The organism is Liquorilactobacillus uvarum DSM 19971 (assembly GCF_001434935.1).
Taxonomy (GTDB): Bacteria; Bacillota; Bacilli; order Lactobacillales; family Lactobacillaceae; genus Liquorilactobacillus; species Liquorilactobacillus uvarum.
The window spans coordinates 38,448-61,800 of the sequence record NZ_AZEG01000007.1; the positions used below are offsets into that span (position 1 = coordinate 38,448).

Consider the following 23,353-nt stretch of genomic DNA (forward strand, 5'->3'; position numbering starts at 1 on the left):
TGGTTTGTAGTATTCTAATATAAAAGGGGTGGGGGACAATGTTTCCAGAACGGTTAAAGGCTCTACGCAAGGGACGGGGATTGACCTTGGCAGAATTAGCAATAGAATTGAACAAAATGAATGAAGATAATTTAACTGAACGTCTCAATTCGGGTCCACAGATAGGGAGCTGGGAAAGAGGAATCAATACGCCTTCTTACCTTGAAGTGTTGAAACTAGCACGTTTTTTCGGTGTTACACTTGATTTTTTAGTTGGAAACAGTTACGGTGTGCGAGATTTGTCAGATCTTTTTGCTATGAATACTGAGTTATCAATGGAAGGCCATATTCTAAATGGACAAGAACGTGAAATTATCTATGGATTGATTAAGAGCTACCTGCGAGGCAAGTATCCATTAGAAACACCTGACGATGATGGCAATGATGGTGAAGTAACTTTACCGCTTCATTAAAATTTTTGAGTTAGGAGAAAGAGAAGGAACGTTTTTTGAAAAAAATCGGTAAAAATGTGGGATTGATACTAATAGGAACTTTTATATATTCATTTGCCGTTAATTCTTTGTTAATGTCGAATCATTTAGGCGAAGGCGGAGTAACGGGGCTGATGACTATTTTGTATTACTGGTTGAATATTTCGCCTGCACTGACGAATATAGTTTGCAATGGTATATTGCTGTTTATTGGCTGGAAAATGCTTGATAAACGAACAATTACTTATACAGTAGTGGCAGTAGTAGGTATTTCGGTGTTTTTAAAACTGACGGCTGCTTGGAGTCTAGAACTGAATGAACCGATAGTGGGAGCACTTATTGGCGGTATGCTGATGGGAATTGCTCTGGGTTTTATCATGTATGGTGAAGGAACAATTGCGGGAAGCACTATTTTGGCTAAGATAACCACACGTTATCTCGGAGTAAAGACAGGATCGGCAATGTTATTTTTTGATTTGATTGTTGCTGTGCCTTCATTTTTTCTAATTGGGATTGAGAATATGCTTTTAACTATTATTGAGCTTTATATATCAGCTGCTGTTTTGAACCAACTACTGGCGATTTTCGGCAAACGGAAAGCATTGACGATTATTTCAAAAAAACATGAGCTGATCGCAAAAAAAATTGCAGATATTACTCAAAAGGGTGTGACTTTGATTCCTGGGCAAGGAGTGGTCAGCGGAGATCCTCAAATGATGATCTATTGTATCTGTGAACAGAAACAACTTGTACGACTTATGGCAGCAATTCGAACCGTTGATGAGCATGCCTTTGTGGTAATGGAAGAAGTCCATAGTGTGTATGGGAAAGACAGTTTGCGTATTCTATAGCAGCAAAATATTAAGGTGTTTTATCTAAGATAAGGCTATGGTAGAATGAATTAAAATAATTAAACCCCAATGGGAGGAGCTACTTTTTTGAGTGTCATTTCGAAGTTATATGGACCCTTTTTTGATATAGAGAATTGGAAAAGCGTGGTTGAATCCGGCAGTGATTGGATGATCATTCTTTCTTTAGTTTTAATTGAATGCTTGCTTTCAGTTGATAATGCAATTGTATTAGCAGCACAGACACAAACGCTCCCTACAAAAAAAGAACAGGAAAAGTCTTTGTTTTATGGTTTGTGGGGCGCTTATCTTTTTCGTTTCTTGATCATTGGGATAGGAACATACCTAATCAATTTTTGGGAAATTAAGATTCTTGGAGCAGGGTACCTGTTATATCTATCGGTCAACCATTTTTATCGTATTTTCCACCCTGTGCCTATGAAAGAGGGAAAAACCAAAAAGAGGTTATTGCCGCTGTTCTGGTCGGTCGTTATTTCAATTGAAATGATGGACATTGTCTTCTCAATTGATTCTGTACTGGCATCGTTAGCAATTTCAAGCAATCCTGTAATTGTTTTGATAGGTGGAATGATTGGGATAATATGTATGCGGGGTATTGCAGAGTTTATTATCAAATTAATGGAACTTGTTCCAGAGCTGGAAGTTATGGCTTATGGACTGATTGCATTAATTGCAGTTAAGCTGTTCTTGTCGATTCCGGCAATTGATATTGAAATTCCAGCTGCGGTTTTTGCGATTATTGTCTTCCTTTCAATTCTCGTGACAATTATTGTGAACCGAATTCGGCATTAGCAATTTTCAATGTTGGAAGTGAGAAAAATAATGATAAGGTGGTTCAGGCTATATGTATAAAATGGTGACTTGTGATTTAGACGAAACCTTGTTGACTGACGACAAAAAAATTACCGAAAAAAATATTAAAGCTATCCAAGATGCGGTGACGAGGGGCGTCTATTTTGTTCCGAACACAGGACGTAATTATCTGACGGTCCAAGACAATCTGCGCGAACTTGGATTGTTTCAGAAGAAAAATGAATACGTTATCTCTTTTAATGGGGGGGCAATAGTTGAAAATAAAAACAACCGTTTTCTGAAAGTTAATGCGATGGCATTCGAAACAATTGAAGAGCTTTTCAAACTAGGTGTGGAACATAATTTCTGTGTCCATGTCTATTCGTTACACAAATTATATATTTGGAATATGAATCAAAGTGAAATTGATTATTTAACTGGGCGCATTAATGGCTGGGTCGATCTGAAAGAAGACAATATTGATGAACTACGCGGAAAAGAATTAGTAAAAATACTTTTTTATGTACCATTAGCTAAGGAGCGGATTGCACTCAGGAAGTTTGTGACGCAAAAGATGAATAAAAATTTGAATATTACATTTTCTTCGGATCGGTATATTGAATTTAATGATCCAGCTGCTGATAAGGGAGAGGCAACGATTCAACTAGGTGAGCAGTTAGGGATTAAGCCTGAAGAAATTATTGCTATCGGCGATAATAGCAATGATTTGCCAATGATACAGAAAACAGGAATGGGTGTCTGTGTTAATAACGGCAAGGATTTTGTTAAGGAGAAAGCTGACTATATCACTAAAAGAGATAATAATCACAGTGCAGTTGCGGAGGTTATTGAAAAATTTGTTTTGTAAGTGGTACTTGAACAAATATATTTTAAAGTACTGCCAGGTGTTTTTTTGAAAGCAGTCTGCTTAAAAAATGTTCAAATATTATTAGGAAAGGATTGAGAAGATGTTTATTCCAGCTGAAAAAAGATATGGTGTTTTGCCTTATAGAAGGGTCGGAAAGACTGGATTGCGATTGCCAGTGATTTCTTTAGGTTTATGGAAGCGCTTCGACAGTGCTGCTCCGTATTATGATAGAAAACAGATTATTTTAAGTGCTTTTAATAAAGGTATATTTAGTTTTGATTGTGCGGATCATTACGGTTACCCTGAAATAGGGACAGCAGAAAAGCTATTGGGCAGTGTTCTTCAGGATGAATTAAAACCCTACCGTGATGAACTAGTTATTACAACTAAAGTCGGATATCGAACAATTCCAGGACCTTATGGACATTTTTTGTCGCGCAAAACAATCCTACAATCAATCGATCAGAGTTTGAAAAGATTAGGAACGGACTATGTTGATATTTATTATGCTCATCGGTTCGATCCGCATACTGAATTGGAAGAAACAGCTGCTGCCTTAGATGACGTTGTCCGTCAGGGAAAAGCGTTATACATTGGGGTTTCGAATTTTGATGTGCAGCAAACAGAGGCAATCACAAAACTGTTTAAAAAAATGGGGACGCCTTTTACTGTTAACCAAGTTTCATATAACATATTGAATCGGGAGGCTGAAGATAGTGGCTTACTTGACGCAATGGAACATGAAGGGAAAAGTGTTGTGGCATATGGTCCACTTGCGGAGGGTCTTTTAAGCACACGCTACTTGGAAGGTATACCTGATTCATATAAGATTCATCATACTAGCCAGTCTGTTTTTGATGAAGGAAAAGACAAAGTTATTCAGAGACTACGTGGATTAAATGAAATTGCCCAAGAACGCGAACAGACTCTCTCACAATTAGCATTAGCTTGGCTGCTGCGTAACGAAACAGTTGCGAGTGTCATCATTGGAACAACAAATCTCAAACATCTGGATGACAATCTTGCAGCAATTCAACATTTAGATTTTTCTGAAGATGAGCTCAAGCGCATCAATTCTATTTTGAAAAGATAATTTTTATAAAAATTAATTCTCCGAATAAACATTTTCATTTCTTGAATAGTTGTGTCAATAGTTGTTATGTTTTGCATATTAATCAAAAATTACAAATACTAAGGACTGACTACAAAGTAATCCGTGATTAAACATAAAAAAATGGTTATTGAAAAACATTATTCGCATAGTACAAAAATAAAACAGGAGGCTGGAGAAATTTTGATCCCGCTTCCTTTTTTGTAGTTTAATAAGGAAATGTAAAAAATTTTTGGATAAATTTACAAAAGTGCAGTCAAATGCTAGAATACAAAGGATAGTTTTTGTGAATGGTTTGGAGGATTTTTATGAAAATTGAACCTAGATTATGTATAGTAATACCTTGTTTTAACGAGCAAGAGGTACTGCCAGTCACTGCACCTGAGTTTTTAGATAAGATATTAGAATTATCGGAAGAGAAAATGATTGCACCGGATAGTAGAATTTTGTTTGTGGATGATGGAAGCAAGGATGGAACATGGGCGCTGATCAGGGAGCTGGCTGAAAAGGATAGCCACTTCACCGGCATTAGACAAAGTAGAAATCGTGGTCATCAAAATGCTGTTTTAGCTGGTCTAATGGAATCCATTGGAAAGTTTGATATTACAATTTCAATTGATTGCGATGGACAAGATGATATTAATGCAATGGATCAAATGATTGAAGAATATGCTAAGGGAAATGAAGTCGTCTATGGTGTTCGCAGCTCAAGAGAAACAGACACATTTTTCAAACGTTTTACAGCAGAATCGTATTATAAATTATTGAATGTAATGGGTGCAGAGGTTGTCTATAACCATGCTGATTACCGCCTGATTTCGGAGCGAGTTTTGCGCGAATTAGCCAAGTTTAAGGAAGTTAACTTATTTTTGCGGGGGATGATCCCTCTGGTAGGTTTTAAAAGTACATCTGTCTACTATAAACGTCACGAACGTTTGGCGGGGAAGAGCCACTATCCTTTAAGTAAAATGCTTGGTCTTGCATTCAATGGGATAACGAGTCTTAGTATTAAACCTATTCGAATCATCACAACTTTGGGAAGTTCTGTGTCTTTGTTTAGTTTTGCCATCTTGGTTTGGGTAATTGTCCGCTTTTTGATGGGAGAAACGGTCAGTGGCTGGGCCAGTACCTGTGCACTTGTGACATTTATCGGAGGAATTCAATTGATATGTTTGGGTATCATCGGTGAGTACATTGGTAAAATATACTTAGAAACAAAAGCTCGTCCGCGTTATATCATAAGTGAAAGGACACATACGAATGATGCTAGATAGACTAAGAAAACTCTTTGATGTTACAATGCTCAAGTTTATAGTGGTTGGTATTGCAAACACTATTTTTGGGATGGCAATAATGTTTTTATTTTATAATCTTTTTCATTTTAATTACTGGGTTTCTTCAGCCTCTAATTATATCTTCGGCAGTATTTTAAGTTATTTTCTAAATAAATATTTTACTTTTCAGAACAAATCAAAGGACAAACGGATTATTGTCCGCTTTGTGATCAATATAACCATTTGTTATTTGATAGCTTATGGGGCTGCACAACCTGTCATAAAAGTTCTTTTTAGTAGTTTTTCTCAAGGAACGCAAGATAATATTGCGATGCTATCGGGAACAATTCTGTTTGTAGGATTGAATTATTTAGGACAAAGATTCTGGGCATTTAAAAAAGAATAAAGCAATAAATTGTGAGTGTTTTTTAGCACATTTTCTAATAATGATAAATTAAGAGATGCTTCCCTTAAAAGTAGTTTGTGTTGGGAAGTGTCTTTTTGAGTGGGAAAACATGTTTTAAAAGCAGCTCGGTTGCTTTTCTCTGGTACCTATTTTTGTTATAATCGGTTGCGGTGTACAAATACAGAAGATTTGGACAGAAAAATAGCAGTTTTCAAGTATTTTCTGATACTTGTGCTGGTGGTTCGCAAAAATCCCACCAAAATAAAAAAACTAGAAAGAGGTCTTTGAAATGGGAAACACGCACGAAAGAACAGTTGGACTGCTCAAAAGTGGGTTGATTGCAGCACTTTATGTTGTGATCACGGTCGCATTAATACCTTGGAGCTTCGGACCAGTCCAGTTGAGGTTGGCAGAAATGCTGAACAACCTCGCGGTCTTTAACAAACGTTATATTTGGGCACTGACACTTGGATGCTTGATTGCAAATTTATGGTCGAGCTTAGGTGCAGTGGATGTTGTTTTTGGTTCTTTAGGAACATTGATGATGACTGGGGTCAGTTATTTATTGAGCCGATATACTGAATCGGTGCCGCGTAAACTGGTGATCAGTGTCATTTCATGTACGGTATTGACTTGGAGCGTGGCATTAGAAATGTTTTTTGTTAGTCACATTCCATTTTGGGCAACGTATTTATCAGTTGCAATCGGGGAACTTATCTCAATGATTATTGGTGCTGTAGCCTTCTGGCTCATTAGTCTGCGAATTGATTTAACCAAATAAAATTATTTGAAAATAACGAGAAAAAAATAAAAGTTATAGTTTGGTAAAAGATAGAAACTTTTAGAGCATTAATCGCAGGTTTCAGACTGAGTCTGATTCTATCTGTTAATAATGCCTAATTGAATTTTTGATAAGATAAATTAAAACAAGGAGCTGTGCCAACATCAGTGTTGGAACGGCTCCTTGTTTTTTATGATTTGAATTTATTTATAGCTTGAGATTTCAAGCAAATTGTTATCATAGTCATTAATATAGATTGAGGTCATTTCACCTTCGGAACCAACTCGTTTAAGCGGCCCTTTAAGAATGGGAATATAGTAGCTAATCAAATGATTAATAATTTGGTCCATTGAGTCACCTGCTATGATACATATGTCGGCTGATCCGATGACAGGTTTAGCAGGTCTCAAATCACGGTCGGTATTTGCGAGCTGAAATTCAATCAATTGGTGTCCGCAGCGAACGCAGTTTTCTTCTCCAGTAGATTTGTCCTTAATAATTGGCATATCGAAGACCTCGCGGTAAAAACGAATAGCACGAGGAAGATTTGCAACAGTTAGAACGATGTGATCAATTCGTTTGATATTCATTATATCAGCACCCTTTGTAATTAAACGTATTCGACTATGAGTAATTCATAGTTAGGCGGAGAAAACTTGTTTTGAGGATGTTTTAATAAGAAAATTCCAACCTAGGTACCAGGTTGGAATTTTACGATCCAACGCCTAATTTTCGCATGCAATAATTATTCTGAAAATGTATTATTTTCAACATCTTGTAAGAATTTCTTTAAATGAGCGAAATAAACGGGGGCATTATCGATCATATGATGATGTCCACCATTTGGAGTTGTTTCCAAACGAGCATGTGGAATTACACTTGCCATTCTTTTTGCTGTAGCGAGTGGCATTGTTTCGTGTTCACCATAGGTAATTAAAGTTGGAACATTAATCTTATGAATATCCTGACGACGATCCCATCCCTTCATTTTACCGGTAACAACAAATTCATTGTCACCTTGAAAATAGTTGTAGACAGGTGTGGCCATAGTATCTGTTAAATGTGAGATAGCTGGTGGCTGTTTGCGATCAACATAGCCACGATTTAAGGCATCGATCAATTTCTGATAGCAAGTGTTAGCATAATCATTTTCAGCTTCACATTTTTTCATGAATTCGAGTTCATCGTCTGAGAATTCTTTTTCACGGATAGCATTGATGTTCTCGACATATTCATCAATATTGTCTGTCATGCTGGAGATAATAATTCCCTTGAGATGCTCAGGATATTTAAGCGCATATTCTTGTGTCAGGATACCGCCCCATGACTGGCCAATGAGGTAAAAATTGTCCAAACCAAGTTTTTGACGAACTTCTTCAACTTCATCAATGAAGTAATCCATATTTAAAAACTTGTCTATATTTTCCTGCTTTGTGAAATCGGGCTGGTCTGAATACCAAGATCCAAGCTGATCATACATCGATACTTGAACACCGAGATCTGCAAGCTTTTCTGCAAAATTCTCGTAGTATTCATGATTTCCTCCAGGTCCTCCATGCAGACAAAGTAGTTGAATATTTCCTTTACCCTCAGTATGTGTCCATAAATGATAACCATTGTCTAAGGTAAGAATGGTTGTGCCTTGTTTCATAATCAAACACCTAGTTTCTTTAAAGATAATTTTATGATAGCACTTTAAGCTCAGTTAGCGGAATAAATTGGAAAAGATTAACAAAAAGCGTATCAGTTAAATAAAATTCAGTTTTAGGCAGCTGTCAGCTAATTTGATTGAATAAGCTAAATCTTCATTGGCGCGAACTGTCATTCCCATATCTGTTGCATAAATAATCAAGCCTAAATGATGACCTTTAGGTAAGTGATAAAAAGTTGGCTGCAGTTTGGTATTAATGGTGTAGAAGGAATTAGGCTGCAGTTCATCATTTTTCCAATTAGAATGACGGTTTTGAAGGTTGATATGTCCCTTGGAAATCATTTTCCAGGGAGTTTTTTTGGCTAACGAAAATTCAACAAGATCATCTTCGCGCCATTGAAAGCCATAGTTTAAGCCTTTACGTTCGAGTGTTGTTGGCACACTTCCTAGTCGACGGGCTGTGCCATAGTCAATCAACATGAAGCTCAGCATTCCATGATTCTTGTTGGTGGCCACGCTCATTGTGACTTCCGGTTCCCCCTGAATGATCTTGTCCTCGTCCATAGCTGCTGTTCTGAATAAAAGGCGGTTATGTTTTAAAGGCGAGTGGTCCGGAGACAGCAAATCCTTCATCCAAATATTTAAATGTTTTTGATAGTATTCAAAATCGGCAGATGGTAATTTATCTTGAAAATTGGCGGCACCTTCTGCAGGCTCAAGTTTAGATGAGACCAGTTCATGTGGCCGCAAGCACAATTTTTCTACATTGTGTTGAGGAGCTATCCAATCCGCAAAACTATTCCATGTTTCAGGTGTGACATTATCTTGCACCAGAACATCCGGCAGCTCGTCTTTTGCATGGTTATCAACGTTGTAGAGTTTAAAAGACAGCCAGAGATTCATCATATCATTAAAGTCAAGTGAACGCATATTGTTGATATAAATATGCTGTCCTTGGTGAAGGATAAGTTTGCTTGTAACTGGAACGTGCTTTAAGGCTTGCCAGAGATTGAACACGTTTCGCGGCTTAACATTCCAATCGTTTAGTCCATGAACCATGATAATATCTGCTTTGATCTTAGAGATATTTTTTAAATAGTTGCGTGCATCCCAAAAAGTATTATAGTTACCTGTTGATCGATCCTGACCGTCAGTGATGTCTGCTAACTGTTTTTTAAATATATCTTTGACCTTTAGATAATCGGCAGCCTGTTTTTTGCGACTGAAACATTCCATAGTTAAAACATCAGCATCTTCACCTGGGAAACCTCCAGGAGCAACAACAAGGCCACCATCACGATAATAATCATACCAGCTGGAAATGGCAGCTTCTGAAATTATGGTTTTTAATCCAGCAACACCAGTTGTTGCTGCAGCAGTTGCTAGTGTTCCCAGATACGATTTGCCTGTCATTGCAATATTTTTATTACACCACCAAGCTGATATTGCTGCTCTGTCCGTCTTATTGGTGAAGGCAATTCGAGTACCATTCAGCCACTCAATTACAGCGACCGCTGCTGCTGTTTCGGCGGGGGAACCACATGTTCTGACGCCATCGGAGTCCAGAGTACCGATGCCGGCTGAATAGACAGCCGCGAATCCACGTGCCAGTAAGTAATCGTTAAGTGTGTATGAGAATTCACGCCCGAACGACTCTTCAGCTATTGTTGTTTCGCGTGTGATAGAACGAGGAGCAGGCGGCACACTGCTTTTTGCTCGATATTCGATGGCGGCATAATTTGTGTCACTTGGCTTTTTATGAGTTAAAGTTGTATTCATGTTGTGCATCATTTTTTGTCCATCAGTGTCGTTTGTTCCCTGGTTGTAAGGACTAGCGGTGTAAACAACTGGAACTTTTAAACCAGAAGAGGACTCTTCTGGCCTAATAATTTCTACTTTCAAAAGATCACGTTGACCATCTTTATCAGTATCCAAATCTGATTCGACGTAAACCACTTCACGTATTAGTTTGTTTGTATCAAAAATGGGTTGTGCTTTTCCATTAAAGAAGAGTGGGTCTGAAACATTTCCGAAGAAAGGTTTGAAATATCCAAGTGAAGCTAATTTATCTAACAGAGTTTGTCCGCTTGTGGTATGTGTACAAAGGAGATCATACCAAGCGCTAAGCACATCTTCTTTTGAGGAAAGCTGTTCTTGGTAAGAAAGGTTACTTTTTTTTATGGCTTCAAGTGGGTCGGATAGTGAAAAGTCTTTTTCAGGTTCAAAACCTAATAACTGCAGGCCTACATTGTAGAAGGCTTGGACATTCACATCTGCTTTTTTTACATAATCAGTCAGTGGAGTTGTCTCGTCTGCTAAAAGTGCAGCTGCCTTTTGTTTTTGAGCAGCGAGTGAAAGTGCTTGTGGAAAAGCTTTTTCTACTAATTGCAGCCACAATTTAGTTGGTGTTTCATGAAGCATTGCTTGATCAACGTAATGAATCTGGTTTAATTCTGCAAGCTTGGTTTTTAAAGAAGTTTTAATATGTGCAAATTGATTGTAACGCATAAGTTGATATCCTCCAGAAGTTATCTTTAATTTCTAATTATACCGTAAAATACAGTCTATGATTAAAAAGAGTGCAAATATAGAAGGATAAACAATAAAGAAGCACTGCATAGTTGTCAGGGCTTTCCTAGTAACTGTGCAATGCTTCATGCAAAACAAAGATAGTTCTTTTATGGTCAAACTTTACTCGTTTTTGGTTATTTGACTATGTTTGATACCGTATGTGAAGTAGATAATCATTCCGATAATGAACCAGATGATTGAAGCAATCCATGTCTCCTTAGATAATTGAGTTAACATTAAAATACAGAGAAGTGTCGAGATAATTGGTAAATACGGGTAGAATGGAACCTTGAAACCATCGTTAGGAATATCTTTACGCTTACGTAAAGGGATAATACCAATTGAAATAAAAGTAAAGGCAATCAAAGTTCCAATATTTACCAGATTAGTTAGCTGAGTCAATGAAACAAAACCACCCATAAAACTGATAATAATTGTTACGAACAGCATACTTTTATTAGGTGTATGATGTTTTGGATTTACTTCACCGAGAAACTTAGGCAGCAAACCATCACGTCCAATTGAGTAGATCAGGCGCGAGCTGCTGTAAATCATGGTGACCATCATTGTAAACATGCCTGCTAAAGCACCGATTGAGATGATTCCGGCAACCCAATTTAAATGAACGAGCTGCAAAGCATATGAAACAGGATTGGCCACATTTAATTTTGTATAAGAAGCCATACCTGTTAGAACGATTGAAACCAAGATATACAAAACTGTACATATTAGCAATGTCCCGATGATTCCAATCGGCATATTTTTTCGCGGGTTTTTAACTTCGGCTGCTGTTGCAGAAACGACATCAAATCCGAGATAGGCGAAAAAGACTAAAGAAGCACCTTTTAAAACACCACCATAGCCGAATGGGAAGAAAGGATGCCAGTTGGCAGGTTTAACGTAAAACATGCCAACAAGCAGGAAAAGGAAAATAATAGCTATTTTCACAATAACAATAATATTGTTGATACGAATAGAAGTCTTAACACCCTTCGAAAGAATAAAAGAAATAAATAGGACGATTAGAATTGCTACGATGTTGACGTATGTTCCATGAGTTGGATCGAAGTTACCGCTAACAGCTTTAGGTATATTGAGGCCAAAGCCCGCTACAAAAGAGTTAAAATAAGCTGACCAGCCAGTTGAAACAGCTGCAACAGCCAGCATATATTCAAGAATCAATGCCCAACCTAAAAACCAGCCGATAACTTCACCAAAAACAATATTGCCGAATGAATAGGCACTGCCGGCAATCGGAAGTGCCGATGAAAATTCTGCGTAACACATAGCAGCAGTCGAACAGATAATAGCAGCTACTACAAACGACAAGATAATACTTGGACCGCTGTGCAAAGAGGCAACTGTTCCTGGAAGTATAAAAATACCAGTTCCAATAACAGCTCCAATACCCAGTGCAATCAGGTCACCGGCACTTAATGTCTTAGCAAGACGACCATCTTTATCGATGTACCGCGAAAGACTTTCTTTTTTGAAGATTCTTTGTTTCAAATTCAATGAATAATCCCTCCATTTCTTCATAAAAAATAGAACATACAACCCTGATAATATAAATATTAGAGCACGATGTCAATTATATTTAAAAGTAAATGTTTTTTTAGAAGAGTAAGAGTTCGGAAGAACCTTTTTTTTAAAGAAAAAATTGACTTTTTTTCAAAAGAGACAAATTAAAAAGATGGTATTGGATAAGCGACGTATATTATTTTATTCTGAGAGAAATTGACTATTGTGTCTGAAAGATTTACATTCATAGTCAAAGTCTATTTTTGAAATTACAATGGTAAGAGAGACATATGGATGTTAAACAGTTGAGCATTTAATCGAATTGAGGGAAACTATGAGACATCTTTTAATTATTTGTGGTGCTTCTGGTGCCGGTAAAACAACGATCCAGAATTATCTGATAAATAAACACGGATTTGAACGCGTTATTACACATACTACCCGCCCAAAAAGGGCAGATGAGGTTGATGGCAGTGATTACTATTTTGAAACTGAAACTTCCTTTTTTAAAAATGATTATTTTGAATATGTAAAGTATGATCACTATTTTTATGGATCTTCGCGAGAGGGCTTAGAGCGAGCGTGGGAAAAAAGCGCTTGGGCAGTTATTGTTTTAGATACTGCAGGTGCCCTCACATATCGAAAGGAATTAAAGGAAAGTCTCATGTGCTGGTACATCTATGTTTCTGACAGCGAAACTTTGGTAAGAAGATTGAAAGACAGAGATGGCGGCTGCAATGCTGCTACGCAACGTTTGTCCAGTTCAGAGGCGAGAAGAGACATGGATGTTCCGGACCAACTTAAAGATTTTTGTGTGCGTATTCGTAATGACAATTGGGAAAAAGTTGAGGAGAAGATCGCAAAAACATTGATAGAAGAAGGATACTACAATTGATTTTTATTCTTAAAAAGCTGTGCTATACTATGCTTAATAGTAATAATTATTATTTGCTTGGAGGCATGTAAGACTTATGATAGAGTTTGCAGTTAAGTTATTGCAAAAAAACAATTATAAAATCACTAAACAGCGTTTGAGTCTTTTGGAGTATTTAAGTCATTTTCAGGAACAATATATTAATGTTGTGGCAGTTGACAAGTATATGCACAGCATATATCCAGGCATGAGTCATAACACAATATATAGGAATATAAAAGAATTTGAAGAAGTTGGGATCATTGAGCAGCGAACAAAAGATGGTAATGCAAGTGTGAAGTATCAATGCGATTTCATACATCAGCATCACCATCACTTTATTTGCAAGCAATGTGGAAAGGTCCAAGAGGTTGAAATGTGTCCGTTGGATTATTTTGAAAAGCAGCTTCCCGGCTGTCGAATTGATGAACATCATTTTGAATTGTACGGATTGTGCGCAGATTGTATAAAATTAAGCAAAGATATGTCTAACTAGTATCTTTTAAGGCCTATTTTTGGTTTAATTATATTAAGTTTCAAGATAAGAAATGGAGAGATTACGAATGGCTTATCGAACACCGCCTTTTATTACACCATTTGCTATTATGTCGGTCGTACTTGCTCTAGGCGCGACTAACGTGGCTGTGAACAAAGCAACAAATACTTCCGAAGGTAAACCTGTAACACAAAAAGTTGAAAATTCTAGTTCGGTTTCGAGCGCATCGAGTGGTTCTTCTAAAGCAGATGATTCTAGTGATAAAAAGAAAAGTTCAGAATCTGATAGTGAGGAAACATCGTCAAGATCTAGCAGTGAAGACAGTTCTGTTTCTTCTGATGAGCAACAAGATAGTGAGAGCAGCAGTTCAGAAGATATGGATCAGAGTTCCTCAGCTGAATCAACCTCATCTTCTTCACGAACAAGTGGTAGTACATCAAGTGAAGACAACGATGAAGCAGAGAGTAGCAGTTCGGCTCAGTCTAGCTCACAATCTACTAATCAACAGGCTGAAAGTTCTTCTTCAAGTACACAAACGCAAAATAATCAGAATACCCAAAGTAATAATGCTACAGGAGAATAGGAGGAAATAACTTGTTCAGTATTATAGGATTAATCAACAGTTATTTAGGTTATATCAATATTAACGTTAAGCTGAAGAACCGTGTATATACGATCCTAGGGACAGTTGGTAATTTCTATCTGCTGTACGTAGCATATCGTTTCTTAGCAAATGGTTTTTTAGCACGTGGTTTATTGTTTATTCTAGCCTTTTTTGGTCTCAGTTATTTCGCATATCTGAATATTTTATATTTTTTCACATCCAAGAAGTCGCGCTTTGATTTCTCACCTTGGATTGAAAAGAAATTAGGAATGAAGCCTAAGGAAGATATGTTGGATAAGAAAAAGACTGGAGCTCAAAATGGATTCGTGCAAACCAATGGCCTTTTTAAGGGAGAAACTATTTTGCCGGCAAAACTCAAAAGAAATGCGGCTGAAATTCAGGCTTTAAATGAGATTGTCGGACAGTTGGCAGCAGAAAATTATCTCAGGCTTGATTATGGTGGCAATAGTGATAATGAGATTTTCAAAATTGCACGAGCGAAGAAAGAGAATGTTTTCGCCCTCAATGAGCCAGTCGCACTTCCTTACTTTGAATTGGTGCACGAAGCTGGACATTTGAATTTATATGGCGGTATTAATCAAATTGAAAGAAAAAGGCTTGGACAGATTAAGTCTGTTGGTTTGATGCCGGTTACTGAAGTGGAACGAAAATACAGTTTATTTGTTGCCGCAGCGGCTGTTTATGGAGGCCCATATAAATTTGCTGGTCGTTCGACGGTAATGCAAGAAGAGGGCCCTTACGAGTTGAAAATTCAAGTTGCGTACCGAGAAAAAGATGTTTCAAAGGACATTTAACAGCTCGGAAAGACTGGATAGTAAGTGATTATTTGTTGAGAATTTGTAATAATTAATTAAAAATTAGATCTCGCTAGCAATCGATTTTTTGGTTTCTGACGGGATCTTTTGCTGTCTTAGAAAATGAAATTTAAAATTTTAGAAATTAGGACCATTTTTAAGTTTTGTTTTCTGCATGCGGATGTATGAAATACTGTTTTTCTTGTTTAATTATGAAATTAAGCATATTCAAAAACAAAGTATAATTGCAATCGTTCTTCAATACTCGAAAATTCTTTTGATATTATATTAAATTTTGACTATTAAACTTTGTTTAACAAAGTTTAATGGTCAAAATTTATATTAAAAATAATATTAATTCGAATTTCTTGCACAAAATTAAATTAAATTTTAATATTGTAGTTACCGGAAATTAATGATTGCTCCCAAGGAGGAAAAAGAAATGGCAATGATTGAGTTTAAAAATGTCGAAAAGTACTATGATAAGTTCCATGCACTAAAGAATATTAACCTGAAGGTAGATAAGGGTGAAGTGGTTGTTGTCATCGGTCCTTCTGGTTCTGGAAAGAGTACATTGATCAGAACTATCAATGGGCTTGAGGATTTTACTGAAGGCCAATTACTCGTCAATGATTATGATTTGGCGGACAGTAAAACGGATTTGAATCAAATTAGAAAAGATGTTGGGATGGTTTTCCAACATTTCAATTTATATGATAACAAAACGGTGCTTGAGAATATTATGCTGGCACCAAAATTAGTTTTGAAGCGCGATCCTAAGGAAAATAAAGAACTTGCTATGCGTTTGTTGAAGAGTGTAGGGGTGGCTGACAAAGCTGAGTCATATCCGCGGCAGCTCTCTGGTGGACAAAAACAACGGGTGGCAATTGCGCGAAGTTTAGCAATGAAACCTAAAGCATTACTGTTTGATGAACCGACATCGGCGCTTGATCCTGAGATGATCGACGATGTTTTGAACGTTATGAAGAAGATTGCGACTGAGGGGATGACCATGGTCGTAGTTACACATGAGATGGGTTTTGCTCGTGAAGTGGCTGACCGTGTTATTTTTATTGATAATGGCGAGATTCTTGAGGACGAAAAGGCAGATGTCTTCTTCAAAGCGCCTAAGGAGAAAAGAGCACAGCAATTCTTAAGCAAAATCATCAAGCATTAAGAGGGGGAAGAATAATGAGAAAACTAAAACCAATCCTGATTTTGCTTGGGATGCTTTTGTTGACCCTGTCGCTTGGTGCTTGTTCAAATGAGAAGAGTACTCAACAAAATGCACTGAAAAGAAGTCAAGCAAGTAATACTCTGACATGGGGTGTTAAAGCTGATACTCGTTTATTCGGACTGATGGATATCAAATCAGGAACGATCAAAGGTTTTGATATTGATATGGGCAAGGAAATAACTAAGCGGGTCCTAGGTAAAAAAGGGCATGCAAAATTCGTTCAGGTTACTAGCAAGACGCGTATCCCTTTGCTCAAGAACGGAAATATTGATGCTATCATCGCCACAATGACAATTACACCGGATCGGGAAAAGATCGTTGATTTTTCGAATGTTTACTTCGCGGCTGGTCAGTCATTGCTGGTAAAAAGAGGCAGCAGTATTAAAAATGTTCGTGATTTAAATAAAGACGGGATGACCGTTTTAGCCGTTAAAGGATCTACTTCGGCTGTTAATGTTAAAAAATATGCTCCAAAAGCTAAGGTTTTAGAATTAGAGGACTATGCACAAGCCTTTACAGCTCTTAAGTCAGGTCAAGGAGATGCAATGACAACTGATAATGGTATTTTGTTCGGGGTCGCATCAGAAAACCCGGCTTATCACGTTGTTGGTGGAACATTTACTAATGAACCATACGGAATTGCGGTTGATAAGAATCAAACGCAGCTGAAAAATAAGATTGATAAGGCACTCGCTGATATGAGAAAAGATGGCACTTATCAAAGACTGCTGCAGAAATGGTTTGGAAATGTCGCAGGATTTGATTTGAAGGAGGCGAGCCAACAATGATAAATGTCTTTATGCAACATTGGCAGGAATTGCTGCTTGGTTTTGGAAATACACTGCTTTGCAGTGTAATCGCACTATTCTTTAGTTTGGTAATTGGGTCGGCATTTGCAATTTTTGAAGTTTTACCATACAAAGTATTGCATATTGTCGGTCGTGTCTATATTGAAGTTTTCCGTAACATACCTTTACTGGTAATTGGAATGTTTTTCTACGTTGTTGTTCCGCAATTTTTTGTTACTTTGGATGGCTTCACAGCTGGGACGATTGGTTTGACGTTGTATACATCTGCCTTTATTGCCGAAACTGTACGTGCAGGGATCCAAGCAGTTGACGATGGACAAATGGAGGGAGCACGTGCTAACGGAATGACCTTTATGCAAGCTATGTGGCATATTATTCTTCCACAGGCATTTAGATATGTTATTCCGCCTTTAGGAAACCAATTCATAAATTTGGTCAAGAATTCTTCTGTACTGGCATTTGTGGCAGGGTTTGATTTAATGTATCAAGGCGATGCAATTGCTTCGACAACTTTTGATACGTTTAATACGTATATTGTCGTTGGAATTTTGTACTTGATCATTACATTGCCATTAAGTTATTACATGCGGTATTTAGAGAAGAAGTTAGCCTAGAGAAGGAGGGTGAATTAAATGTCAAATTTAGCTGAAGCTTACTCATGGATTAATTTGCGGTATTTGTTAGAAGGTTTGTGGGTAACGATCGAAGTCTCAGTCATTTCAATTGTTTTAAGTTTCATTTGCGGGTCGATTCTTGGTATAATTCGATATGTTCGTTTTCCTTTCTTGTCCGCGATAGTAGGAGTTATTATCGACTTAATTAGAAATCTGCCACTGCTATTGCTGCTCTTCTTTACTTATTTTGGTCTTCCAAAAATCGGAATTAAAATGGAACCTTTATCTGCAGCGATTGCGGCAATGACTGTTTTTGAATCAGCAATGATTGCTGAAATCGTTCGTAGTGGTATCCAAGCGGTTGATACGGGGCAGATGGAAGGCGCACGCTCAGTCGGAATGACTTACTGGCAAGGACTGCGCGTCATTGTTTTACCACAAGCAATGAAAAAAATGATTCCGCCGCTGGTGAGTCAATTTATCTCTTTGATAAAAGATACATCTTTAGCAACTATCATTGTTTTACCTGAACTGTTGTATCGAGCCCAGATTATTTATGGACAGAATACACGTTACATGATTCCAATGTTTATTGCTCTGGCAGTGATGTACTTTGTAGTCTGTTATGCATTGTCGCTTGTTGCATCTGGTCTTGAAAGAAGAACGAGCTAACAAGTAAAATAAATGATAATGATATAAAAAATACTGTACTCAGATGCACGTATAAGCGCATCTGAGGACAGTGTTTTTGTCTTCTTAAATAATAATTATATTATGATACAACACATATTACCGTTTAGATCTGTTTTTATAGAAGTAAATTGGAATACCGACAATAACGATTATCAGCGACGCAAGAACGCCTTGGGTATCACTAATAACCTCACTGATTAGAACAAAGACAGCTCCTCCGATGGCAATCAAAGGAATCCATGGATAGAGCGGAACTGAAAATGGACGAGGGAGCTGCGGACGAATGAGTCGTAATTTGAAAAGTCCAAAAAATGCAACAACGTAAAAACAATAAACGGTAAAAATACATAGTTCGGTTAAGCGATCGGCATTAACGTTCAAAATCATTAAAACAGCAATTCCAAAAATAACAAGTGTCGAAATCATTGGACTGTGCGTTTTGGTGTTCACATAAGCTAATTGTTTGGAGAAAGGCAGATCATTATTTTTTGCCATCGCGTACATAATACGCGGAAAAGACATAATTTTACCATTTAGACATCCAGCAATTGAAATGATTATGCCGATGTTAAGTAATTTGCCGCCTAAATTACCAAATGCAATTGAAGCAAACTGAGGCGCTGCATCTTCACCAAATTGGTGGATTTGATCAGCTGTTAAAACACTGAAAATACTCCAAGTTACTAAAATATAGGCAAGTAAGACGATTACAAGGCCCCAGATTATTGCCAGTGGGAGCAGTTTTTGGGGATTCTTGATCTCACCGCCCATGTTAGCGAGCAAAATCCAACCATCATATGCAAAAAGTGTCGCTAAGACAGCAACTCCAAAGTTACCAGCGGGACTGTTTGCTGATTGCGAAACTACATTTCCCAGGGCATTGTGGTCTCCAAAGAAAAGGCCAAAGATGATAATTGCAATGATCGGTATAAATTTACCGATAGTTGTCAGAATCTGAAGAGCAGCACCATAGCGATTAGATAATAAATTAAAAACGGTTATAAGAGCTACTGAAAAAATAGCTAACGGATGCTCCCAAGAATTAGGCAGATCAAAGAAGGCAACCAACAAGATAGCGAGATATGAACCTAAAGCTGCTATCATGGCCGGACCATAGACAATAATCTGCATCCATCCGGAGAGAAAGCCCCATATTTTACCGTAAATTTTTTCCATATAGAAATAAAGACCACCAGTATGCGGCATTTGTGCCCCAATTTCAGCAATTGTCAAACCTGATGCTAAGGTTAAAAGACCACCAAACAACCATGCCAGTAGGGCCATTGTTGTTGAATGAGAATAGTCCAAGACAGATGCTTGTTTGAAGAAAATTCCAGAACCGATGACTGTTCCAATAACCAAGGCAAGCGACGACCACAGACCCAACGAACGCTTGAGTTGTACTTGTTGTTTCATTTTTTTTCCTTCTTTGTCAATTGTGGATATTTTTGTTGTGAAGTAAAAACTACTGCAATCAACGGTTTATTATTCAGTTAGAAAGCGTGAAAAGTATTCTTCCTGCGTAGGTGACACTTCGGCAGTTATCACGGTTCCTTTTTCTGTATAATTCGTTTCAGTTACGAGTGCAAGCTTATTGATTTTTTCTAGATAGCGTCCCTGATCAAAAGGGATGAAGTAACTATGTGTTTTGTAATTTTTAAAGAGAACCTGTTTCATTAAGTTCGCAAGAGCGCTTATTGATTTTTCATCACGTGCACTATAAGTCAATTGCAGACCTTCGATAACGGGATAATTTCCGCTGGTTTTATCTGCTTTATTAAAGGCATAGATCATAGGTGTATTTTCAACGCCTAACTGCTTCAATGTTTCAGTCGTGATTTTAATCATCTCAGCGGAGTGTTCATCAGAAATATCAACAACGTGAAGCAGAAGATCTGCATTTTTAACTTCTGACAAGGTTGATTGAAAAGCTTTAACTAGATTGTGCGGCAACTTGCTGACAAAGCCGACTGTATCGCTTAACAAAAATTCGCGATTATCTTTAAAACGTAATTTACGTACAGAAGTATCGAGTGTAGCAAAAAGCATATCTTTAGCCATTACTTCTTTGCCGTCAGGGCTGTTTAAAAAACGAAGCAGTCCATTCATTGTTGTTGACTTACCAGAGTTAGTGTAGCCAACTAGAGCAACACTTGGGAGACCAGATTCTCTGCGAGTGCTGCTTTTTATTTCTTGTTCTTTATCAATGTTTTTTAATTCGCGGCTTAGTTGTGCAATTCTTTTTTGAATTGTACGGCGGTTTATTTCAAGTTTTGTTTCACCTGCACCACGGTTGGCAAGCGAACCACCTGAACTTTGCTGATCTAGTTTTTCATGTGAAGAGGTTCTTAGACGAGGCAATTTGTATTTAAGACGTGCAATTTCTACTTGAAGCTGTGCTTCTTTTGTTCGTGCACGTGATGAAAAAATTTCAAGAATCAATTCTGTCCGGTCGAGTACATCCAGAGAAGTTTCTTTTTCTAGATTACGAATTTGTGTGGGTGAAAGTTCATCATTTAGAAGCAAAACAGCAGCTTCTTTTTCCTGACCGATGCGATATAATTCCTGAATTTTCCCCTTTCCTAAATAAGTTGCAGCGACAGGCTTTTGCAGCTTTTGTCTGACATCCGCAACAACTTGCATGCCATTTGCATAAGCCAATTCTGCTAATTCTTCCATTAAATAGTCAAAATTGGCTTGCTGATTTTCAATTCCGGCAATAATAACTGGGATCATGAGGAAATCCCCTCCTTTGTTATTTGATTATTATAACATTTAATCAAGGTAGTCGCTGAATAAGATATGCATGAGATTTCGGCAGAATATTAAATAATTTTTTAACCATTTAATAATTTAGAAATAGTAATTTGAGTGGTGGCTTGTCTTTTTTTGATATTAAAAATAATAAAAACTAGGCAAAAAAACTGTAAAAACTTATTATTTTTATCAAGGCCATTGTTTTTATGATTGGAAAAAAATAACGCTTTTTGCTTTGAAAAAGTAAATAAAACAGCAAAAATGTTAACAAAAATAAGTTATGGCAGAATATATGACATATAATTTTGAAAGAATGTCTTTTGTTATCATGAATATAAGAATTTTTGCTTGTATTTAATTTAAATTTCATATAAAATTTAACCACTGTAATAAATAATGTTTCTTTAGAAACAAAAAAAGGAGTAGTTTTGCGATGAAATTGAATAAATTCGCTAAGCTTGGAGCAGTTGCAGTGCTGTCGGCGGTCTTTTTGGCAGCCTGCGGTTCTAAAAGTGCAAGTAGTTCGTCCAAGCAAGTTTTAAATTGGGATGAGAATGCAGAGTTGCCTACAATAGATCTTTCTAAGGCAACTGACCGTGTCAGTTTTGATACATTGAACAATACAAACGAGGGTTTGTATCGCTTAGGTAAGGACAGTAAGATTGAACCAGGAATTGCGACTAAAACAACTGTCTCTAACAATGGCATGAAGTATACATTTACCTTGCGTAAGAATGCTAAATGGAGCAACGGGGACAAAGTTACAGCTAAAGATTTTGTTTATTCATGGCAGCGGACAGTTAAACCATCAACTGGTTCACAATACGCATATCTTTTCAGTGGTATTCAAAATGCTGATGATATCACAGCTGGGAAAAAGGATGCTTCAACTTTAGGCGTTAAAGCAGAAGGCAATTATAAATTAGTTGTTACTTTAGATAAAAAACTCCCATACTTCAAGTTATTAATGGGCTTCCCAAGTTTCTATCCGCAAAGTCAAAAAGCTGTTGAGAAGTACGGCAGCAAGTACGGCACAGCTTCGAAATATATGGTATATAATGGACCATACGAATTAACTAAATGGACAGGAACTAACTTGAGCTGGACATTGAAGAAAAATAACGATTATTGGGACAAGAAGAACGTTAAGCTGTCAGCTATTAATTACAAAGTCAACAAGAGCAATACAACAGCTTACAACTTGTATCAATCTGGTAAGCTTGATATGACATATTTGAATGCCGAACAAGCAAAACAGATGAGCAATTCTAAAGAGTTAGTTACACGTCGTGGTTCATCGACTTTCTACCTTGAATATAACCAAACTAAGAAAGAATTTCAGAATAAGAAAATTCGTCAAGCAATCTCATTGGTTATTGACCGTAAACAATATGTTAACAAAGTGTTAGGCGACGGATCAACTGTTGCTAAGGGCTTAGTGGCATCTGGGCTGTCCAAGCATAATGGCAAGGACTTTGCTGATGAAGCAGCCGTTAAAGACGCAACTGCCACAGATACAGCTAAGGCTAAGAAGCTTTGGAATGAGGGCTTGAAGGAATTAGGCGTTAAAGAATTGAGCTTTAGCATATTAAGTGATGATACAGATGCCGGAAATAAAACAACTCCATTCTTACAAAGTCAAATTGAAGAGAGTTTGCCAGGTGCAAAGGTTTCTGTTACTAATGTACCGTTCAAGACACGTTTAGATCGTTCAGAAAAAGGCAATTTCGATGTAGTTGTTTCAGCTTGGGGGGCAGATTTTGCTGATCCAATTAGTTTCTTAGACTTGTTCACTTCAGATAACTCTTACAATAATGGTAAATGGAAGAATGCTGAATACGACAAGTTGATTGAGGCTTCTAAGACAACTGATGCCGGAAATGCGACAAAACGTTGGAATGATTTAGTTCAAGCTGAAAAGATCTTGATGCAAGACCAAGGAATTTCTCCTATCTATCAACAGGCACAAGCGACATTAGTTAAATCTAAAGTTAAGGGCGTAATTTACAACTCTTCTGGTGCAAATTACAACTTTAAGGATGCATATATTAAGTAAGCAGCTTCGTTTATTTTAGAAATTTAAAAATCGATTGGGGGATTA

23 protein-coding genes are annotated in these 23,353 nt (G+C 37.3%); 17 read left to right on the forward strand and 6 right to left on the reverse strand.

Features of this window, described 5'->3' with window-relative positions:
- The first annotated feature begins 38 nt into the window (after positions 1 to 38).
- The 8 genes from FD20_RS04870 (at position 39) to FD20_RS04910 (ending at position 6,571) form a co-directional block, all read left to right on the forward strand.
- Positions 39 to 452 (forward strand): helix-turn-helix domain-containing protein, encoded by a 414-nt coding sequence (locus tag FD20_RS04870; protein ID WP_057736478.1) that lies wholly within the window; start codon positions 39 to 41, stop codon positions 450 to 452.
- Positions 453 to 487: 35 nt separating this feature from the next.
- Positions 488 to 1,321 (forward strand): YitT family protein, encoded by an 834-nt coding sequence (locus FD20_RS04875; protein ID WP_057736479.1) that lies wholly within the window; start codon positions 488 to 490, stop codon positions 1,319 to 1,321.
- A gap of 69 nt (positions 1,322 to 1,390) precedes the next feature.
- Positions 1,391 to 2,131, forward strand: coding sequence for a TerC family protein (locus FD20_RS04880; RefSeq protein WP_420864737.1), 741 nt, complete (start codon positions 1,391 to 1,393; stop codon positions 2,129 to 2,131).
- Positions 2,132 to 2,183: 52 nt separating this feature from the next.
- Positions 2,184 to 2,999, forward strand: a complete 816-nt coding sequence (locus FD20_RS04885; RefSeq protein ID WP_057736481.1) for a Cof-type HAD-IIB family hydrolase — start codon at positions 2,184 to 2,186, stop codon at positions 2,997 to 2,999.
- 100 nt (positions 3,000 to 3,099) lie between these two features.
- Positions 3,100 to 4,092: an aldo/keto reductase gene (locus FD20_RS04890; RefSeq protein ID WP_057736482.1), complete on the forward strand. Its 993-nt coding sequence runs from the start codon at positions 3,100 to 3,102 to the stop codon at positions 4,090 to 4,092.
- Positions 4,093 to 4,418: 326 nt separating this feature from the next.
- Positions 4,419 to 5,384, forward strand: a complete 966-nt coding sequence (locus FD20_RS04895) for a glycosyltransferase family 2 protein (RefSeq protein WP_057736483.1) — start codon at positions 4,419 to 4,421, stop codon at positions 5,382 to 5,384.
- Positions 5,371 to 5,790 (forward strand): GtrA family protein, encoded by a 420-nt coding sequence (locus FD20_RS04900; protein ID WP_235807713.1) that lies wholly within the window; start codon positions 5,371 to 5,373, stop codon positions 5,788 to 5,790. Before FD20_RS04895 ends, FD20_RS04900 begins: the two co-directional genes overlap by 14 nt.
- Before the next feature lie 289 nt (positions 5,791 to 6,079).
- On the forward strand, positions 6,080 to 6,571 hold the full coding sequence (locus FD20_RS04910; protein ID WP_057736485.1) for a QueT transporter family protein: 492 nt from the start codon (positions 6,080 to 6,082) through the stop codon (positions 6,569 to 6,571).
- A 203-nt stretch (positions 6,572 to 6,774) separates the two neighbouring features.
- Here the strand turns inward: FD20_RS04910 and FD20_RS04915 are convergent, their stop codons facing one another.
- The 4 genes from FD20_RS04915 to FD20_RS04930 all read right to left on the reverse strand — a co-directional run bounded on the left by FD20_RS04915 (position 6,775) and on the right by FD20_RS04930 (position 12,308).
- Positions 6,775 to 7,161, reverse strand: coding sequence for a VOC family protein (locus FD20_RS04915; RefSeq protein WP_057736486.1), 387 nt, complete (start codon positions 7,159 to 7,161; stop codon positions 6,775 to 6,777).
- A gap of 155 nt (positions 7,162 to 7,316) precedes the next feature.
- Positions 7,317 to 8,222, reverse strand: a complete 906-nt coding sequence (locus tag FD20_RS04920) for a proline-specific peptidase family protein (RefSeq protein WP_057736487.1) — start codon at positions 8,220 to 8,222, stop codon at positions 7,317 to 7,319.
- A gap of 96 nt (positions 8,223 to 8,318) precedes the next feature.
- On the reverse strand, positions 8,319 to 10,730 hold the full coding sequence (locus FD20_RS04925; protein WP_057736488.1) for a Xaa-Pro dipeptidyl-peptidase: 2,412 nt from the start codon (positions 10,728 to 10,730) through the stop codon (positions 8,319 to 8,321).
- A 183-nt stretch (positions 10,731 to 10,913) separates the two neighbouring features.
- Positions 10,914 to 12,308 (reverse strand): APC family permease, encoded by a 1,395-nt coding sequence (locus FD20_RS04930; RefSeq protein ID WP_057736489.1) that lies wholly within the window; start codon positions 12,306 to 12,308, stop codon positions 10,914 to 10,916.
- A 340-nt stretch (positions 12,309 to 12,648) separates the two neighbouring features.
- Here FD20_RS04930 and FD20_RS04935 point away from each other — a divergent pair, with 340 nt between their 5' ends.
- From FD20_RS04935 to FD20_RS04970, 8 genes are all read left to right on the forward strand, one after another.
- Positions 12,649 to 13,209: a guanylate kinase gene (locus tag FD20_RS04935; RefSeq protein ID WP_057736490.1), complete on the forward strand. Its 561-nt coding sequence runs from the start codon at positions 12,649 to 12,651 to the stop codon at positions 13,207 to 13,209.
- 76 nt (positions 13,210 to 13,285) lie between these two features.
- On the forward strand, positions 13,286 to 13,723 hold the full coding sequence (locus FD20_RS04940; RefSeq protein WP_057736491.1) for a Fur family transcriptional regulator: 438 nt from the start codon (positions 13,286 to 13,288) through the stop codon (positions 13,721 to 13,723).
- Positions 13,724 to 13,790: 67 nt separating this feature from the next.
- A complete protein-coding gene (locus tag FD20_RS04945) occupies positions 13,791 to 14,306 on the forward strand; it encodes a hypothetical protein (protein WP_057736492.1) in 516 nt (171 codons plus the stop codon).
- 11 nt (positions 14,307 to 14,317) lie between these two features.
- A complete protein-coding gene (locus FD20_RS04950; RefSeq protein WP_057736493.1) occupies positions 14,318 to 15,142 on the forward strand; it encodes a DUF6681 family protein in 825 nt (274 codons plus the stop codon).
- 442 nt (positions 15,143 to 15,584) lie between these two features.
- Entirely contained in the window at positions 15,585 to 16,319 is a 735-nt protein-coding gene (locus FD20_RS04955; protein WP_057736494.1) for an amino acid ABC transporter ATP-binding protein, read from the forward strand.
- Positions 16,320 to 16,333: 14 nt separating this feature from the next.
- Positions 16,334 to 17,167 (forward strand): transporter substrate-binding domain-containing protein, encoded by an 834-nt coding sequence (locus FD20_RS04960; RefSeq protein WP_057736495.1) that lies wholly within the window; start codon positions 16,334 to 16,336, stop codon positions 17,165 to 17,167.
- Positions 17,164 to 17,802: an amino acid ABC transporter permease gene (locus FD20_RS04965; protein ID WP_057736496.1), complete on the forward strand. Its 639-nt coding sequence runs from the start codon at positions 17,164 to 17,166 to the stop codon at positions 17,800 to 17,802. Before FD20_RS04960 ends, FD20_RS04965 begins: the two co-directional genes overlap by 4 nt.
- A gap of 18 nt (positions 17,803 to 17,820) precedes the next feature.
- Positions 17,821 to 18,474: an amino acid ABC transporter permease gene (locus tag FD20_RS04970; protein ID WP_057736497.1), complete on the forward strand. Its 654-nt coding sequence runs from the start codon at positions 17,821 to 17,823 to the stop codon at positions 18,472 to 18,474.
- Positions 18,475 to 18,591: 117 nt separating this feature from the next.
- On the opposite strand, the gene FD20_RS04975 is transcribed toward FD20_RS04970, so the two are convergent.
- Both FD20_RS04975 and hflX read right to left on the reverse strand, forming a co-directional pair.
- Positions 18,592 to 19,911, reverse strand: a complete 1,320-nt coding sequence (locus FD20_RS04975; protein ID WP_057736498.1) for an APC family permease — start codon at positions 19,909 to 19,911, stop codon at positions 18,592 to 18,594.
- A 69-nt stretch (positions 19,912 to 19,980) separates the two neighbouring features.
- Positions 19,981 to 21,231: a GTPase HflX gene (hflX, locus tag FD20_RS04980; RefSeq protein WP_057736499.1), complete on the reverse strand. Its 1,251-nt coding sequence runs from the start codon at positions 21,229 to 21,231 to the stop codon at positions 19,981 to 19,983.
- A 454-nt stretch (positions 21,232 to 21,685) separates the two neighbouring features.
- Here hflX and FD20_RS04985 point away from each other — a divergent pair, with 454 nt between their 5' ends.
- Complete coding sequence (locus FD20_RS04985; protein ID WP_057736500.1) at positions 21,686 to 23,308, forward strand: peptide ABC transporter substrate-binding protein; 1,623 nt, start codon at positions 21,686 to 21,688, stop codon at positions 23,306 to 23,308.
- Positions 23,309 to 23,353: the final 45 nt, after the last annotated feature.